Here is a 14,441-nt window from a genome sequence, read left to right on the forward strand (position 1 = left end):
AAATCGTTTTTTCTAAGATTTTGCCGCCAAATAGGGGAAATCAGGCTAAGATAGCGTCTTTTCATCAGGAAATATTATGCCTAAAGAGATAATATTCCGGCACCAATTCCCCATTACTATCCGCTGGGGAGATATGGATGCCTATCAACATGTAAATAATACGCTGTTTTTCCGCTACCTAGAATCCGCGCGCTTTGCCTATTTCGAGCAATATGTGCTGCCGCTGATTGGCGGTAAAATACCCATGATTGTCTTGGCGGAGATGCAGTGCAAATTTGAGGCGGAGATTGTTTATCCCGCCGAATTGGTCGTGAAAAGCAAAATCTCGCGTTTGGGCAGGAGCAGTTTTGACGTTTATGCCGAAATTTGGAATGCCGGCAAACGCTGCGCCCAATCGACGGCGGTGATGGTGTGGCTTAATCCCGAAAGCAAAAGACCGGAGGCAGTACCTGAAATCGTGGCGCAAGCGATAAGGACATTGGAGCATTTGGCTTAATGACCGCGTTTTAGAGTAATCAATAAGGAAAATTCGTGCAAAGTATTCAAATCATTCTCCTGATTTTCGCTTTTTTATTTTTTGTCAGCATCGTGGCGACGCGTTTGTCCGCGCATTTCGGCATGCCTTTGCTATTGGTGTTTTTGGGCGTGGGCATGTTGGCGGGCGAAGAGGGAGTCGGCGGTATTGTTTACGACAGCTTTTTCAGTGCGACTTTTATCGGACAATTTGCCTTGGCGATTATTCTGCTGGACGGCGGCCTGCGCACCCAGATGAGCAGTATTAAAATCGCCGTCAAACCGGCGGTAACCTTGGCGACTTGGGGCGTGGTGGCGACGGTCATCAGTCTCGGATTATTCACGACTTTTTTCTTGAAAATCGATTGGCAGCTCGGCTTTTTGATGGCGGCGATTGTCGGTTCGACCGATGCTGCGGCGGTTTTCTCGTTATTGCGCAATAGCGGCGTGCGCCTGCATTCGCGGATTTTATCGACTTTGGAAGTGGAAAGCGGCGCGAATGATCCGATGGCGATTTTTCTGGTGACCGCTTTGCTGACTTTAGTTACGGATCCGCAGGGCGGCGGTGCGGCAGGTTTTTTGAAAATGCTGTTGCTGCAAATGGGTTTGGGTTTCTTGATTGGTTTTGTAGCAGGCAAAATTCTGGCGTGGATTTTGCGCAAAATTGCTTTGGCGGAGGGTTTGTATGCCCTGATGATTGCTTCAGGCGGTTTGATGGCTTTCGCTTTGTCGAATTTACTCGGCGGCAGCGGCTTTTTAAGCGTTTATATTGCCGGCATTATCATCGGCAATACGCGCAGCCCTGCCAATGAACCTTTGTTGAATGTGATGGACGGCTTGGCTTGGCTGGCGCAGGCAAGCATGTTCTTGGTCTTGGGTTTATTGGTAACGCCGAGTCGTTTGTTTGAAGAAAGTTTCGATGCTTTGATTATCGCCGCCTTTTTGATTTTTGTGGCGCGGCCGCTGGCAGTATATAGCTCGCTACTGTGGTTTCCTTTTAAAAAACGAGAGGTTGCCTATATCAGTTGGGTGGGTTTGCGCGGCGCAGTACCGATTACGCTGGCGATGATGCCGCTGATGGCGGGTGTGCCGAATTCGCGCCTGTTTTTTGATGTGGTCTTTTCGGTAGTGATTTTTTCTTTGCTGATTCAGGGCACGACAATCGGTTTGATGGCGCGGAAATTGAAAGTGGTTCTGCCGCCGCAGCCGGAGCCATTGCAAAGCAAGGCGATTTGGCTGACCGAAAAGCTGAATATGCATTTGCAGTCTTTTGCGGTGGAAAAAAGTTCGCCGGCGGAAAACAGCCATCCCTATGCCTTGACGCGTCCGAAAGCCTTTCAGCATGGGCGGCTTTTCGCTTTAATCCGCGAGGGTAAAAGTCTGCGCGTGGGTATGAATACGCGCATGCAGGCGGAAGATGTGGCATGGTTTATCTTTCCCGAGGATAAGGGCGAGGATTTCGCCCAGCAATTTGCCGGCTATGCGCAAAACGATAATGAGCAGGAATTTTTCGGCGATATTGAAGTCAAGCCTTATGTGCGGATGAGCGAATTGGCGGAAGAATACGGGCTTCAGATTGCCGAGGAGGATGCGGAGCGGACGCTGGGCGATATGTTCCGCGAGCGTTTCGGCGATGTGCCGGTGGCGGGCGATGCTTTAAAAATTAATGACAGCGAAATCATCATCAAGGAATTGGACGATCGCGGCTATATCAAATGGCTGGGCTTGAAGATTCCCGAACGGCGCGAGGCGGCGCAAGAGACGGATACAGAGGATACGCCGCCGCCTTTACCGCCGATGCTGTGATTCATCAAAATTTCCTTACTGGTTGAAATCCCTCCCTTTAGGGAGGATAATCGAATTGGGAGAGGTGTAACCTCTTCCAATTCAGGGCAACACACAGAGCGACGCTTTATGTGTCGCTCTGTGTGTTGAAACATCCAGCGCAATTTGCTGTGCAATAAAGGCGTAATGCCTGTCGAGTATGTCGCCGCTGTGTCGGCGGCTATAAGCGATGATGTCTTGCCTGCCCGCTTGGGCGTGATAATCTAGTAAGGCTTGAACGGCATCGGGAAGGGTGTCGGCATCGCATTGACGGACGAAGTTTTCTTTGCGCAGTTGTTCGGCGATATCTTGGAAATTGAACATCGATTTGCCAAAGCACAGCGGTATGCCGGCATGTACGGCTTCCAGCGGATTATGTCCGCCGCGCGCGATGAGGCTGCCGCCGATAAAGGCGACCGATGCGCAAGACATGGCGGCGCCGAGTTCGCCGAGTGTGTCTAACAGGGCGATGCCGTGCGTATTGCTGCTTAAGGTGGCGCCTTGACTGCGCAATAGGGGCGTAAATCCTGATTTTTCGATGAGTTTGCAGATGCTGTCGCGGCGTTCGGGGTGGCGCGGTGCGATGCACAGGCGCAGTTGCGGTAGGTGATGAAGCAGATTTTTGTAGGCGGCTAAGATGTGCTTTTCTTCGCCTTCGTGGGTACTGGCGGCTATCCACAGTGGCGCTTGCGGATTGGGCGGCAGAAAGTCCTGTAAAGGAAGTATTTCGGTGACGGGAGCGGCGAATTTTAGACTGGGCGTGATGCTGATGCGGCTGTCGCGGCAAAGAAAGCGGAAGCGTTTGGCGTCGCTGCGATTTTGTGCATTGATGCGTAATTGCGGTAGTACGCGGCGCAGCAGACGGCGGGCAAAACGATAGTAGCCGCGCAGGGATTTGGCGGATAAGCGGGCGTTGATGAGTAGGGTGGGGATGTTTTGCGCTTGGCATTGTCGCAGAAGATTGAACCAAATTTCGGTTTCCATCAGCACTACGCCGCGCGGTTTCACATGCGCCAGAAAGCGGCGGATGTTGCCGCGGCTATCATAGGGCAAATAGCTGTATTGGATGCGTTGGGGGTAGCCTGTGGCAAAGGTGGCGATTTGCGCGCGACCGGTGGGCGTGGTGCAGCTAATCCATAGGTTGAGGTCTGTATGGCGCGTAAGCAGGGTTTCTAAAAGCGGTGCAATGGCGAGAAATTCGCCTACCGATACGGCGTGTATCCATAGCGATGCAGGCTTGGTGGGCGGTAGAAGATAAGCAAAGCGTTCGCCGATATGGCGGCGATACTCGGGATTGCGGCGCGATTTAATGAGCAGGCGCAGCAGGGCAAAAGGAGCGAGGAGATTCAGTAGGCAGTTATAGAGAAGCGGCATGGCTGGCTCGGCTGACGGCGGCGCAATTGGCGCGCAGATGGTCTGGATTAATAGTGCCGCTGATTAAGGCGGTAATCGGGTGTTGAAAGAGAAAATCAGCGAGGTTTTGCAGCGAATATTGCGCCAGCAGATGCCCGCTGCCAAAGCCTTTTTTGATGAGGATGCTGACGTTTTGAGCGTCGGCTTGCGTAATGACATTCGTCATTTCTCTGTGTTCGGGGTTCAGCTCGAGCATGAGTGCATCCACATAAGGCAGCCATGCTTGTGCCCCTGCGTCGGTTTTGCAGGAAATGCCGATGGCGCGGATTTTGCCTGCTTGCTTGGCTTGCTCGAGGGCGGCAAGGCAGTCGCTTTGATGTAAAATGGCGAGATCATTGCCGTCGGAATGGATGTTGATGAGGTCGATGTGTTCGCTGCGTAGGCGGCGCAGGCTGTTGTCGATGCTTTGCTTGACGGCGGCGGCGGAAAAATCAAAGCTGGATTGGTTGTTATGAAAGTTTTCGCCGACTTTGCTGGCGATGTACCATTCGTTGCGGCGGATAAGCGCGCCAAGGCGGTTTTCGCTACTGCCGTAAGCAGGGGCGGTATCCAGCCAATTGATGCCCAGCGATTGGGCAAGTGCAAGCAGTTCCTGTACGGCTTTATCGTCGGGTAAATCAAAAGATTGCGGATATTTGACGCCTTGATTGCGCCCGATTTTGACTGTGCCTAGTCCGAGAGCGGAAAGGCGGATACCGCTGTTGCCAAGCGGACGCGTGGGAAGAAGTGCTGTGTTCATGGCGTTTATTATACAAGGAGTGAAACGGAATGGGGATTTATGCAATCGGCGATGTGCATGGACAATATGAGGCTTTGATGCGTTTGTTAGAGCGTCTTAATTATGACGAAGCGGCGGATGAGTTGTGGTTTGTGGGCGATATTATCAATCGGGGACCGGATTCCGTGCGGGCTTTGCGCTGTGTCAGTCGCTTAAAAGGTAAAACGAAAGTCGTTATTGGTAATCATGATTTTACTTTGATGGTACAGGCGAACGGATTGGATAAGGGACGGATTAAAAACACGACCAAAGAGATTCTAAATGCGCCTGATGCGCAGGAGATGATTGATGCCGTCCAATCGTGGCCGCTGATGGTGCAAGATGAAGCACGGCAAATCGTAATGGCGCATGCGGGGGTCTATCCTTATTGGGATTTGGATACGGCAATCGAGATGAATGCGCAATACTGCCGGCAGATGCGGCAAAAAGACAATGAGCGGCGAGAGTTTTTGCAGGCAGTGTATCGCAACGGCAACGGCGAATGGAAAAAAAACGGCAAAAATAGCGTCAAACAATGCTTTGCGGTCAATGCTTTTGCGCGTATGCGTTTTTTAAAGACAAATGCCGCTTTGGATTTTGGCGGCAAAATGCCGCCGGAAGAAGCGCCGAAAGCGCTTGTGCCTTGGTATGAATTGCATGCGGCGCGGCAGGCTTTTCGCGTGGTTTTCGGGCATTGGGCGGCATTAGGTTTGCGGCTGCATGAAAAATACGCCTGTATTGACGGCGGTGCGGCATGGGGCGGCGAGCTGATTGCTTTCGATTTGGCGCAATGGCGGGTGGCGGCAACAGTGGCGATTGCAAAATAATTCCAAAAAGACTTGACGCATATTTTTAATCTGCTAATATGCGCGCCTTGCGGAGGGATACCCAAGCGGTCAACGGGAACAGACTGTAAATCTGTCGGCTCAGCCTTCGAAGGTTCGAATCCTTCTCCCTCCACCATATCAAGCGGGCGTAGTTCAATGGTAGAACCTCAGCCTTCCAAGCTGATGGTGTGGGTTCGATTCCCATCGCCCGCTCCATTTAATTCAGTTTTTATTCCAGTCCATATAGCTCAGTAGGTAGAGCACTTCCTTGGTAAGGAAGAGGTCACCGGTTCAAATCCGGTTATGGGCTCCATTTACATCGGGTGGATTGAGATGTCAAAAGAGAAATTTGAACGTACGAAGCCCCACGTAAACGTGGGCACGATCGGTCACGTAGACCATGGTAAAACGACGCTGACAGCGGCATTGACCAAAGTGGGTGCAGACCGTTTTGGCGGGCAATTCAAAGCCTACGACCAAATTGACGGTGCGCCTGAAGAACGCGCTCGCGGTATTACCATCTCTACTGCACACGTAGAATACGAATCCCCAACCCGTCACTACGCACACGTAGACTGCCCGGGACACGCCGACTATGTGAAAAACATGATCACCGGTGCGGCACAAATGGACGGCGCAATCCTCGTATGTTCGGCGGCAGACGGTCCGATGCCGCAAACTCGCGAGCACATCCTTCTGTCTCGCCAAGTAGGCGTACCATACATCGTCGTATTCCTGAATAAAGCTGACATGGTTGACGATGCGGAACTGCTTGAGCTCGTTGAAATGGAAGTTCGTGAACTCTTATCGGACTACGACTTCCCCGGTGACGACACCCCAATCATTGTGGGCTCGGCACTGAAAGCTCTGGAAGGCGATACCTCGGACATCGGCGTTCCGGCAATCGAAAAACTCGTTGAAGCACTGGACAGCTACATCCCGGAGCCGGAACGAGACATCGACAAACCATTCCTGCTGCCAATCGAAGACGTCTTCTCAATCTCAGGACGCGGCACCGTAGTAACCGGACGTGTAGAGCGCGGTATCGTTAAAGTAGGCGACGAACTTGAAATCGTAGGACTGCGTCCAACAGCAAAAACCACCTGTACAGGTGTAGAAATGTTCCGCAAACTCCTAGATCAAGGACAAGCAGGCGACAACGTTGGCGTACTATTGCGTGGTACCAAACGTGAAGACATCGAACGCGGACAAGTATTGGCAAAACCGGGCACTATTACCCCGCACACCAAATTTGAAGCCGAAGTATACGTACTCTCTAAAGAAGAAGGTGGACGTCATACCCCATTCTTAAAAGGCTACCGTCCTCAATTTTACTTCCGTACCACGGACGTAACAGGCGAATGTATCCTTCCTGAAGGCACAGAAATGGTCATGCCCGGAGATAACGTAAAAATCGAAGTTCAACTGATTCATCCGATTGCGATGGACGAAGGCTTGCGTTTTGCGATTCGTGAGGGCGGTCGTACAGTTGGAGCCGGTGTTGTGGCGAAAATTATTGAGTAATTTTTCTTACGATACTTGACAAAAATACAAGGCGGGGATAAAATCCCGCCTCTTCATTAGTTAAATAGGCGAGTAGCTCAATTGGCAGAGTTGCGGTTTCCAAAACCGTCGGTTGGGGGTTCGAGTCCCTCCTCGCCTGCCATGTTTCTCAGAGAATCCTTTATGTCAACAGAAATTGCAGTTGAAAAAAAACCGCTATCCGGTTTGTTTACGGTTTTAGCGATTGTTTTGTTTTTAGGCGGATTCTATCTAGCAGGTTCTTTGTTTTTAGCAAGTAAGGCTTGGTATCTGCGATTGGCGGTTGCTGTTCTTGGAGCAGTCTTGGCAGCCGCCGCACTCACTCAAACAATCTATTGGCACAAAATGATTAGTCTCGTCCGAGGTGCTCGGATAGAAATGAATAAAGTTTTTTGGCCGAATAAAGACGAATTAATTAAAACCACTGCGATGGTTTTGGCGATTGTGACGGTTTTTGCAATCGTATTAAGTATTATAGATTGGATTTTAACGTTAATTGTTCAATTGGTGTTGTGATGGCAAAACAGTGGTATGTGCTACAGTCGTATTCGCAATTTGAGCAATACGTCAAAAAACAGTTGCAGGAAGTTATTGAGCGCGAAGGTATGCAAGATAGCTTTGGGCAAATTTTGATCCCGACAGAAGAAGTGGTTGAGGTCAAAGAGAATAAAAAGCGTGTATCTCAACGCAAATTTTTCCCGGGTTATGTTTTAGTTGAAATGGAAATGAATAATGATACATGGCATTTAGTCAATTCCATTCCTAAGATGTCCGGTTTTGTTGGCGGAACGCATGAGAAACCTGCGCCGATTACGCAGGCGGAAGTTGATGCGATTATGCGCAAAATGCAGGAGGGGATCGAGAAACCTCGTCCGAAAACTTTATTTGAAATTGGTGAAGAGTTGCGGATTATTGACGGACCTTTTGCTGATTTTACCGGAACGGTTGAAGAAGTGAATTATGATAAGAGCCGTATGCAGGTGTCTGTCATGATTTTCGGCCGTTCCACCACGGTCGAGCTTGAGTTTACTCAAGTGGAGAAAATCATTTAATTGGGAAGCTGAAAGGCGTGATACCCATTTAGGAGTTTTATAAATGGCTAAGAAAATTAGCGGATATATCAAATTGCAGATTCCTGCAGGTAAAGCAAATCCAAGTCCTCCTGTTGGTCCGGCATTAGGTCAGCATGGTGTGAATATTATGGAGTTCTGTAAAGCGTTTAATGCAGAAACCCAGTCTTTAGAAGCGGGTATGCCGATACCTGTTGTGATTACGGTATATAGTGATCGCAGCTTTACTTTTGTTAAGAAAACGCCTCCGGCTGCATATTTGCTGAAAAAAGCTGCGGGCATCAAATCCGGAAGCGCGCGCCCTAATACTGAAAAAGTAGGTACGATTACGCGTAAGCAATTAGAAGAAATTGTTGAAATTAAAAAAGCGGATTTAACTGCTGCGGATGTGGAAGCCGGTGTTCGTACATTGGCGGGAAGTGCCCGGTCAATGGGCTTGAAGGTGGAGGGCTAAACAATGGCAAAGAAGACTAAGCGTAATTTAGCTATCCGTGAAAAAGTTGCTGCCGGCAAAATCTATAATGTTGCTGAGGCATTAGATTTATTAAAATCGCTTTCCGCTGTTAAGTTTGTCGAATCTGTGGATGTGGCGATTCAATTAGGTATTGATCCGCGTAAATCAGATCAAGTGGTGCGCGGCGCAGCTGTATTGCCTAACGGTACTGGTAAGAGCGTGCGTGTGGCTGTATTTGCTCAAGGCGCGAATGCGGAAGCTGCTCAAGCTGCCGGTGCGGATATTGTTGGTATGGCTGAATTGGCAGATGAAATCAAAGGCGGACGCAGCGATTTTGATGTCGTTATTGCCGAACCGGCTGCGATGGCTGTCGTTGGACAATTAGGTCAAATTTTAGGTCCAAGAGGCTTAATGCCAAATCCAAAAGTGGGTACGGTAACGCCTGATGTAAAAACAGCAGTATTAAATGCCAAAGCAGGTCAAGTGCGTTTTCGTGCGGATAAAGGCGGCGTAGTGCATGCGATTATCGGTAAGGCAGACTTTGAAACAGCTAAATTGGAAGAGAATTTGAAATCTCTGGTTGCTGAAATTAGCAAATTACGTCCGGCAACAGCAAAAGGCGTTTATTTGCAAAAGGCTTATCTTTCTACAACGATGGGACCTGGTTTGCAAATAGAAATTAGCGGTTTGAGCGCTTAAGAATAATCGAAGATTCTTTGGATGGCTGCGTATGCAGCTATCGTCAAAGACTGCAGGTGCTACGGCTTAATTTCCTGCATAGATGGTAGTGGCGTCAAATTAGGATAGCCATGCCAAAGGCCCGCGAAAAGCGGTGGACAATCTAATCCGACCATAAGGAGTATGGAATGGGATTAAATTTAACCGGCAAACAAGAAGTTGTTGCAGAAGTTGCTGATGTTGCAAGTAAAGCGTATTCGCTTGTCGCAACAGAGTACCACGGATTAACAGTGGCGCATCTGACGCAATTACATTCTCGTGCGCGCGAAAACGGCGTATATTTGCGTGTTGTAAAAAACAGTTTGGCACGCCGTGCATTAACCGACACAGAATTTAAATGTGTTGATGAAAAATTAGTTGGTCCATTGATTTTAGCTTTTTCAATGGAGTTTCCGGGTGCAGCGGCGCGTTTGTGGCGCGATTTCCTGAAAGAAAATGACAAAATTAGCAAAGATATTGTTAAGTTTGTCAGTATTTCAGGTGAGCTATTGCCCGGTAGCGACTATGAGAAAGTTGCTAAATTGCCGACTAAAGACGAAGGTATTTCTATGCTTATGTCTTGTATGCTTGCACCTGTTGCGAAATTGACCCGTACTATTGACGCTGTCCGTCAAGCCAAAGAAGCGGCTTAATTTTCTTACTGTTTTTTTTTGAATTTTACTTAAGGAATTTTTAACATGGCTATCTCTAAAGAAGATATTTTAAATGCAATTTCTGAAATGAGCGTAATGGAAATTGTTGACTTGATTTCTGCGATGGAAGAGAAATTTGGCGTTACCGCTGCTGTTGCTGCTGCTCCTGCTGCTGCCGATGCTGCTCCTGCCGCAGAAGAGAAAACTGAATTTGACGTGATTTTAACTGATGCCGGTGCTAACAAAGTATCAGTCATCAAAGTTGTACGTGAATTGACCGGCTTAGGTCTGAAAGAAGCGAAAGCTGCGGTTGACGGTGCGCCTTCAACTATCAAAGAAGCAGCATCTAAAGATGAAGCTGAAAAAATGAAGAAACAATTGGAAGAAGCTGGAGCGAAAGCGGAGCTCAAATAATTGCCCTGTTGTTTCTTTATGGAGTACTGATACGAAAGTATCGGTACTCTTTCTTGTCTTCGAAAATCCTAATTGCTATGGGGATTAAACAAGTCATTATAGCAATGATGATTTATCCATTTATTTCCGTGCAATATGCACATTCCAATGCCGAGGTTGCTTGATTATGACCTATTCGTTTACCGAAAAAAAACGTATCCGTAAAAACTTCAGCAAGCGTCCAGCCGTTTTAGAAACGCCTTATTTGCTTTCTATGCAGCTGGATTCTTATAACGATTTCTTGCAACAGCATGTTGCTTCAGATCGTCGTGAGAATAAAGGTTTGCAAGAAGCTTTCAATTCAATTTTCCCTATAAAAAGTCATAATGAAATGGTTGAATTGATGTTTATCGGTTATGACCTCGGTAAACCTGAATTTGATGTGCGAGAGTGTCAATTGCGGGGAGTGACTTATGCCAGTCCGCTGCGCGCCCGTTTACGTTTGGCGATTTACGATAAGAACAGCACTAAGAAAAAGCTCAAACAAGTGATTGAGTCTGAATCGGTTTATATGGGCGAAATGCCTTTAATGACGGATAATGGCACATTTGTCATCAACGGTACTGAAAGAGTGGTGGTTTCTCAATTGCATCGCTCACCGGGGGTGTTTTTCGGTGATGATAATGGTCAAGGGCATAGCTCCGGCAAATTATTATTCAATGCGCGCATTATTCCCTATCGCGGCTCGTGGTTGGATTTTGAATTTGATGCGAAGGATTTGATTTATTGTCGTATTGACCGTCGGCGTAAATTGCCGGTGACGATTTTATTACGCGCTTTGGGCTATGATAACCAGCAAATGCTGGATATGTTCTTCGATAAACAGCATTTTACCATTACTAAAGACGACAAAATCGAGATGCAATTCGAGCCGGAAGAATTTCGCGGAGAAGTGGCTCAGTTTGATATTGTTGCTAATGGCGAAGTCTTGGTTAGCGCAGGTAAGAAGATTTCTTCTCGTTATATTCGTCAGTTAGAGGCGGCAGGAGTTAAAAAACAAGAGGTTCCTGCTGAATTTATGATTGGTCGCATTCTAGCGCAAGATTTAATTGATAAAGAGAGCGGCGAATTAATTTTGCCTGCCAATAGCGAATTAACGATTGAGCATTTGCAGCGCTTCTTTGAATTGGGAGTCAAATCATTTGATACTTTGTTCATCAATGAACATGGGCGCGGCGGTTATTTGGCTGATACGCTGCGTACCGATGAAACGACAACGGAATTAGAAGCGCGTGTCGAAATTTATCGTATGATGCGCCCTGGCGAGCCGCCGATTAAAGATGCGGCAGATACTTTGTTTGAAGGATTGTTCTTCGATGAAACACGCTATGATTTATCCCGCGTTGGGCGGATGAAGTTCAATCGCGGCTTAGGGCGCGAAGAAATAGAAGGTGCAGGAGTTTTATCGCGCGAAGATATTGTTGATGTGGTGAAAAAATTAATCGCGATAAAAGACGGTTTCGGCAACACGGATGATATCGATCATTTAGGAAATCGCCGTATCCGCTGTGTCGGGGAAATGGCAGAAAATGCTTTTCGTGTCGGTTTGGTACGTTTAGAGCGTTCTGTGCGCGAGCGTTTGAATCAGGCGGAATCCGAAGGTTGGACGCCCAAAGATTTGATTAATGCGAAACCCGTTTCGGCGGCTATTAAAGAGTTCTTCGGTTCTTCGCAGCTTTCGCAATTTATGGATCAAAACAATCCTTTATCTGAAGTTACGCATAAACGGCGGATTTCGGCTTTAGGTCCGGGCGGTTTGACACGTGAACGTGCCGGTTTTGAGGTGCGCGACGTGCATCCGACGCATTACGGTCGTTTGTGCCCGATTGAAACGCCTGAAGGTCCGAACATCGGTTTGATCAATTCATTGGCGGTATATGCAAAGACTAATGAATACGGCTTCTTAGAAACCCCTTATCGCAAAGTGATTGACGGCAAAGTAACTGAGGAAATCGTTTATTTGTCGGCAATTGACGAGGCGAATTTTGTTATTGCGCAGGCAAATGCGCAATTGAATGAAAAGGGTGAATTTGTTGACGATTTGATTTCGACGCGTTTTGAAAACGAATTTACCTTAATGCCTGCCGATCGCGTGCAGTTCATGGACGTATCGCCGAAGCAGATTGTTTCGGTAGCGGCTTCTTTGATTCCATTTCTTGAGCATGATGATGCGAACCGCGCTTTGATGGGTTCAAACATGCAACGTCAAGCGGTGCCGACTTTACGTGCGGATAAGCCTTTAGTCGGAACAGGCATGGAGCGCGTGGTAGCGAAAGATTCCGGTGTATTGGTGCGTGCGGAGCGCGGCGGTGTGATTGATTCTGTCGATTCTTCGCGGATTGTCGTCAAAGTAAACGACGATGAAGTACAAGCGGGCGGCTTAGGGGTAGATATTTATAATCTCACCAAATATACCCGTTCGAATCAAAATACCTGTATCAATCAAAAGCCTTTGGTTTTTCCGGGGGATGTGGTAGCGCGCGGCGACGTATTGGCTGACGGTCCGTCCACAGATATGGGCGAATTGGCTTTAGGGCAAAATGTATTGGTCGCCTTTATGCCTTGGAACGGCTATAACTATGAAGACTCGATTTTAATTTCCGAACGCGTCTCGCAAGAAGACCGCTTTACGACTATTCATATTGAAGAATTGACTTGCGTCGCGAGGGATACGAAATTAGGTCCTGAGGAAATTTCCAGTGACATTCCGAATGTGAAAGAAAGCGCTTTGGCTAAATTGGATGCTACAGGTATCGTGCATATCGGTGCGGAAGTGAAAGCCGGAGATATTCTGGTCGGTAAAGTGACGCCGAAAGGCGAACGCTCCCAGTCGCCGGAAGAAAAATTGCTGCGCGCAATTTTCGGCGAAAAAGCTTCTGATGTAAAAGACAGTTCTTTACGTGTACCGACCGGAATGGACGGTACGGTGGTTGATGTGCGTGTTTATACCCGCGACGGCGTAGAAAAAGATGAGCGCGCCAAAGAAATCGAGGCGATGGAAATCGAGTCGATTGCGCAAGACATTAAAGACCAATTACGTGTTTTCGAAAAAGATATTTATGACCGCGTGGCGCGTTTGCTGATGGGGCAAGAAATCAAAAAAGTGCCGGGACGTAAGGCCGGTGCTGCAGTGGATCAGGCTTTGTTGGACGAAGTGGCGCCTGAGCAATGGTTTGATTTGCGCATGAAAGATGCGGATATTAATGAGCAACTCGATACCATGCACCAATTGCTTGCCGATAAACGCAAAGAATTGCAAGATTTCTACGAAGAGAAGAAAGCCAAATTCGCACAGGGCGATGATATGGCGCCCGGTGTATTGAAGATGGTAAAAGTCTATCTGGCAGTTAAGCGTCGTTTGCAACCGGGCGATAAAATGGCAGGTCGCCATGGTAATAAGGGTGTCGTCTCTTTGGTCGTGCCGGTGGAAGATATGCCTTACATGGAAGACGGCACGCCGGTAGATATTGTGCTTAACCCATTAGGCGTACCTTCTCGAATGAATATCGGACAGGTTCTTGAATTGCATTTAGGTTGGGCCGCGCGCGGTTTGGGACGTCGCTTGGGACAATTGATGGATGAGGGCAAATCCGTTAAAGAATTGCGTGACTATTTGCATGCGGTGTATAACCATAATCCGGAATGCGCTACCACGGATTTAGCGAGTTTGAATGATGAAGACTTCTTAGTCTTATGTCAGAATTTACGTGAAGGGATTCCGATGGCAACGCCTGTTTTTGACGGTGCCAAAGAAGAAACCGATCTGCGCAAAATGTTAGAGCTTGCCGGTTTGCCGCTCTCAGGACAGACGCGTTTATACGACGGTCGCACGGGCGAAGCCTTTGACCGTGATGTCTCGGTCGGTTACATGTATATGCTTAAATTGCACCATTTGGTCGATGACAAAATGCATGCGCGTTCAACCGGTCCTTATAGTTTGGTGACGCAGCAGCCTTTAGGCGGACGTGCGCAATTCGGCGGTCAGCGTTTCGGAGAAATGGAGGTGTGGGCATTAGAGGCTTATGGTGCGGCTTATACCTTGCAAGAAATGCTGACGGTAAAATCTGATGACGTGGAAGGTCGTACGAAGATGTATAAAAACATTGTCGATGGCGATTTGCGTATCGATCCGGGCTTGCCGGAGTCCTTTAACGTGCTTACCAAAGAAATTCGTGCTTTGGGTATTGATATCGGTCTTGCTCAAGAATAATTCACAAA

Annotated in this window: 13 protein-coding genes and 4 tRNA genes; 15 read left to right on the forward strand and 2 right to left on the reverse strand. The window is 48.0% G+C overall.

From position 1 onward, the window contains the following. The first annotated feature begins 76 nt into the window (after positions 1 to 76). Positions 77 to 496 carry an acyl-CoA thioesterase gene (locus tag DYC63_RS04315; protein WP_115218117.1) on the forward strand — a complete coding sequence of 140 codons (420 nt, stop codon included), beginning with the start codon at positions 77 to 79 and terminating at the stop codon, positions 494 to 496. Positions 497 to 531: 35 nt separating this feature from the next. After that, complete coding sequence (locus tag DYC63_RS04320) at positions 532 to 2,319, forward strand: potassium/proton antiporter (protein ID WP_115218118.1); 1,788 nt, start codon at positions 532 to 534, stop codon at positions 2,317 to 2,319. A gap of 81 nt (positions 2,320 to 2,400) precedes the next feature. On the opposite strand, the gene DYC63_RS04325 is transcribed toward DYC63_RS04320, so the two are convergent. Then, positions 2,401 to 3,711, reverse strand: coding sequence for a 3-deoxy-D-manno-octulosonic acid transferase (locus DYC63_RS04325; RefSeq protein ID WP_115218119.1), 1,311 nt, complete (start codon positions 3,709 to 3,711; stop codon positions 2,401 to 2,403). Then, on the reverse strand, positions 3,695 to 4,489 hold the full coding sequence (locus tag DYC63_RS04330; protein WP_115218120.1) for an aldo/keto reductase: 795 nt from the start codon (positions 4,487 to 4,489) through the stop codon (positions 3,695 to 3,697). Before DYC63_RS04330 ends, DYC63_RS04325 begins: the two co-directional genes overlap by 17 nt. Positions 4,490 to 4,518: 29 nt before the next feature. Here DYC63_RS04330 and DYC63_RS04335 point away from each other — a divergent pair, with 29 nt between their 5' ends. From DYC63_RS04335 to rpoB, 13 genes are all read left to right on the forward strand, one after another. Continuing rightward, on the forward strand, positions 4,519 to 5,334 hold the full coding sequence (locus tag DYC63_RS04335) for a symmetrical bis(5'-nucleosyl)-tetraphosphatase (RefSeq protein ID WP_115218121.1): 816 nt from the start codon (positions 4,519 to 4,521) through the stop codon (positions 5,332 to 5,334). Between the two features lie 51 nt (positions 5,335 to 5,385). Further along, positions 5,386 to 5,470 (forward strand) — tRNA-Tyr (locus tag DYC63_RS04340). A gap of 6 nt (positions 5,471 to 5,476) precedes the next feature. After that, positions 5,477 to 5,550 (forward strand) — tRNA-Gly (locus DYC63_RS04345). 21 nt (positions 5,551 to 5,571) lie between these two features. Continuing rightward, positions 5,572 to 5,647: transfer RNA gene (locus DYC63_RS04350), tRNA-Thr, on the forward strand. A 20-nt stretch (positions 5,648 to 5,667) separates the two neighbouring features. Next, the gene (tuf, locus tag DYC63_RS04355) at positions 5,668 to 6,858 is read left to right on the forward strand and encodes an elongation factor Tu (protein WP_115218122.1); all 1,191 of its coding nucleotides are present in this window, start codon (positions 5,668 to 5,670) and stop codon (positions 6,856 to 6,858) included. 66 nt (positions 6,859 to 6,924) lie between these two features. Continuing rightward, a tRNA-Trp gene (locus DYC63_RS04360) sits at positions 6,925 to 7,000 on the forward strand. Between the two features lie 20 nt (positions 7,001 to 7,020). After that, a complete protein-coding gene (gene secE / locus DYC63_RS04365) occupies positions 7,021 to 7,392 on the forward strand; it encodes a preprotein translocase subunit SecE (RefSeq protein ID WP_172459416.1) in 372 nt (123 codons plus the stop codon). Next, positions 7,392 to 7,928, forward strand: coding sequence for a transcription termination/antitermination protein NusG (nusG, locus tag DYC63_RS04370; protein WP_115218124.1), 537 nt, complete (start codon positions 7,392 to 7,394; stop codon positions 7,926 to 7,928). The genes secE and nusG overlap by 1 nt, the downstream gene beginning before the upstream one ends. Positions 7,929 to 7,971: 43 nt before the next feature. Further along, entirely contained in the window at positions 7,972 to 8,400 is a 429-nt protein-coding gene (rplK, locus tag DYC63_RS04375; RefSeq protein WP_115218125.1) for a 50S ribosomal protein L11, read from the forward strand. Between the two features lie 3 nt (positions 8,401 to 8,403). Next, entirely contained in the window at positions 8,404 to 9,099 is a 696-nt protein-coding gene (rplA, locus tag DYC63_RS04380; RefSeq protein WP_115218126.1) for a 50S ribosomal protein L1, read from the forward strand. 167 nt (positions 9,100 to 9,266) lie between these two features. Continuing rightward, entirely contained in the window at positions 9,267 to 9,770 is a 504-nt protein-coding gene (gene rplJ, locus DYC63_RS04385) for a 50S ribosomal protein L10 (protein WP_115218127.1), read from the forward strand. 45 nt (positions 9,771 to 9,815) lie between these two features. Continuing rightward, positions 9,816 to 10,184, forward strand: a complete 369-nt coding sequence (gene rplL, locus DYC63_RS04390) for a 50S ribosomal protein L7/L12 (RefSeq protein WP_115218128.1) — start codon at positions 9,816 to 9,818, stop codon at positions 10,182 to 10,184. A 166-nt stretch (positions 10,185 to 10,350) separates the two neighbouring features. Then, the gene (gene rpoB / locus DYC63_RS04395; RefSeq protein ID WP_115218129.1) at positions 10,351 to 14,433 is read left to right on the forward strand and encodes a DNA-directed RNA polymerase subunit beta; all 4,083 of its coding nucleotides are present in this window, start codon (positions 10,351 to 10,353) and stop codon (positions 14,431 to 14,433) included. The last annotated feature ends 8 nt before the right edge of the window (positions 14,434 to 14,441 follow it).

Source organism: Suttonella indologenes (assembly GCF_900460215.1).
Lineage (GTDB): Bacteria > Pseudomonadota > Gammaproteobacteria > Cardiobacteriales > Cardiobacteriaceae > Suttonella > Suttonella indologenes.

Bases quoted from the DNA above. Each gene is read 5' to 3' on its own strand.
- nusG (WP_115218124.1), top strand. From the start codon at position 7,392: ATGGCAAAACAGTGGTATGTGCTACAGTCGTATTCGCAATTTGAGCAA.
- DYC63_RS04335 (WP_115218121.1), top strand. From the start codon at position 4,519: ATGGGGATTTATGCAATCGGCGATGTGCATGGACAATATGAGGCTTTG.
- rplL (WP_115218128.1), top strand. From the start codon at position 9,816: ATGGCTATCTCTAAAGAAGATATTTTAAATGCAATTTCTGAAATGAGC.
- rplJ (WP_115218127.1), top strand. From the start codon at position 9,267: ATGGGATTAAATTTAACCGGCAAACAAGAAGTTGTTGCAGAAGTTGCT.
- rplA (WP_115218126.1), top strand. From the start codon at position 8,404: ATGGCAAAGAAGACTAAGCGTAATTTAGCTATCCGTGAAAAAGTTGCT.
- tuf (WP_115218122.1), top strand. From the start codon at position 5,668: ATGTCAAAAGAGAAATTTGAACGTACGAAGCCCCACGTAAACGTGGGC.
- rpoB (WP_115218129.1), top strand. From the start codon at position 10,351: ATGACCTATTCGTTTACCGAAAAAAAACGTATCCGTAAAAACTTCAGC.
- DYC63_RS04325 (WP_115218119.1), bottom strand. From the start codon at position 3,711: ATGCCGCTTCTCTATAACTGCCTACTGAATCTCCTCGCTCCTTTTGCC.
- DYC63_RS04315 (WP_115218117.1), top strand. From the start codon at position 77: ATGCCTAAAGAGATAATATTCCGGCACCAATTCCCCATTACTATCCGC.
- secE (WP_172459416.1), top strand. From the start codon at position 7,021: ATGTCAACAGAAATTGCAGTTGAAAAAAAACCGCTATCCGGTTTGTTT.
- rplK (WP_115218125.1), top strand. From the start codon at position 7,972: ATGGCTAAGAAAATTAGCGGATATATCAAATTGCAGATTCCTGCAGGT.
- DYC63_RS04330 (WP_115218120.1), bottom strand. From the start codon at position 4,489: ATGAACACAGCACTTCTTCCCACGCGTCCGCTTGGCAACAGCGGTATC.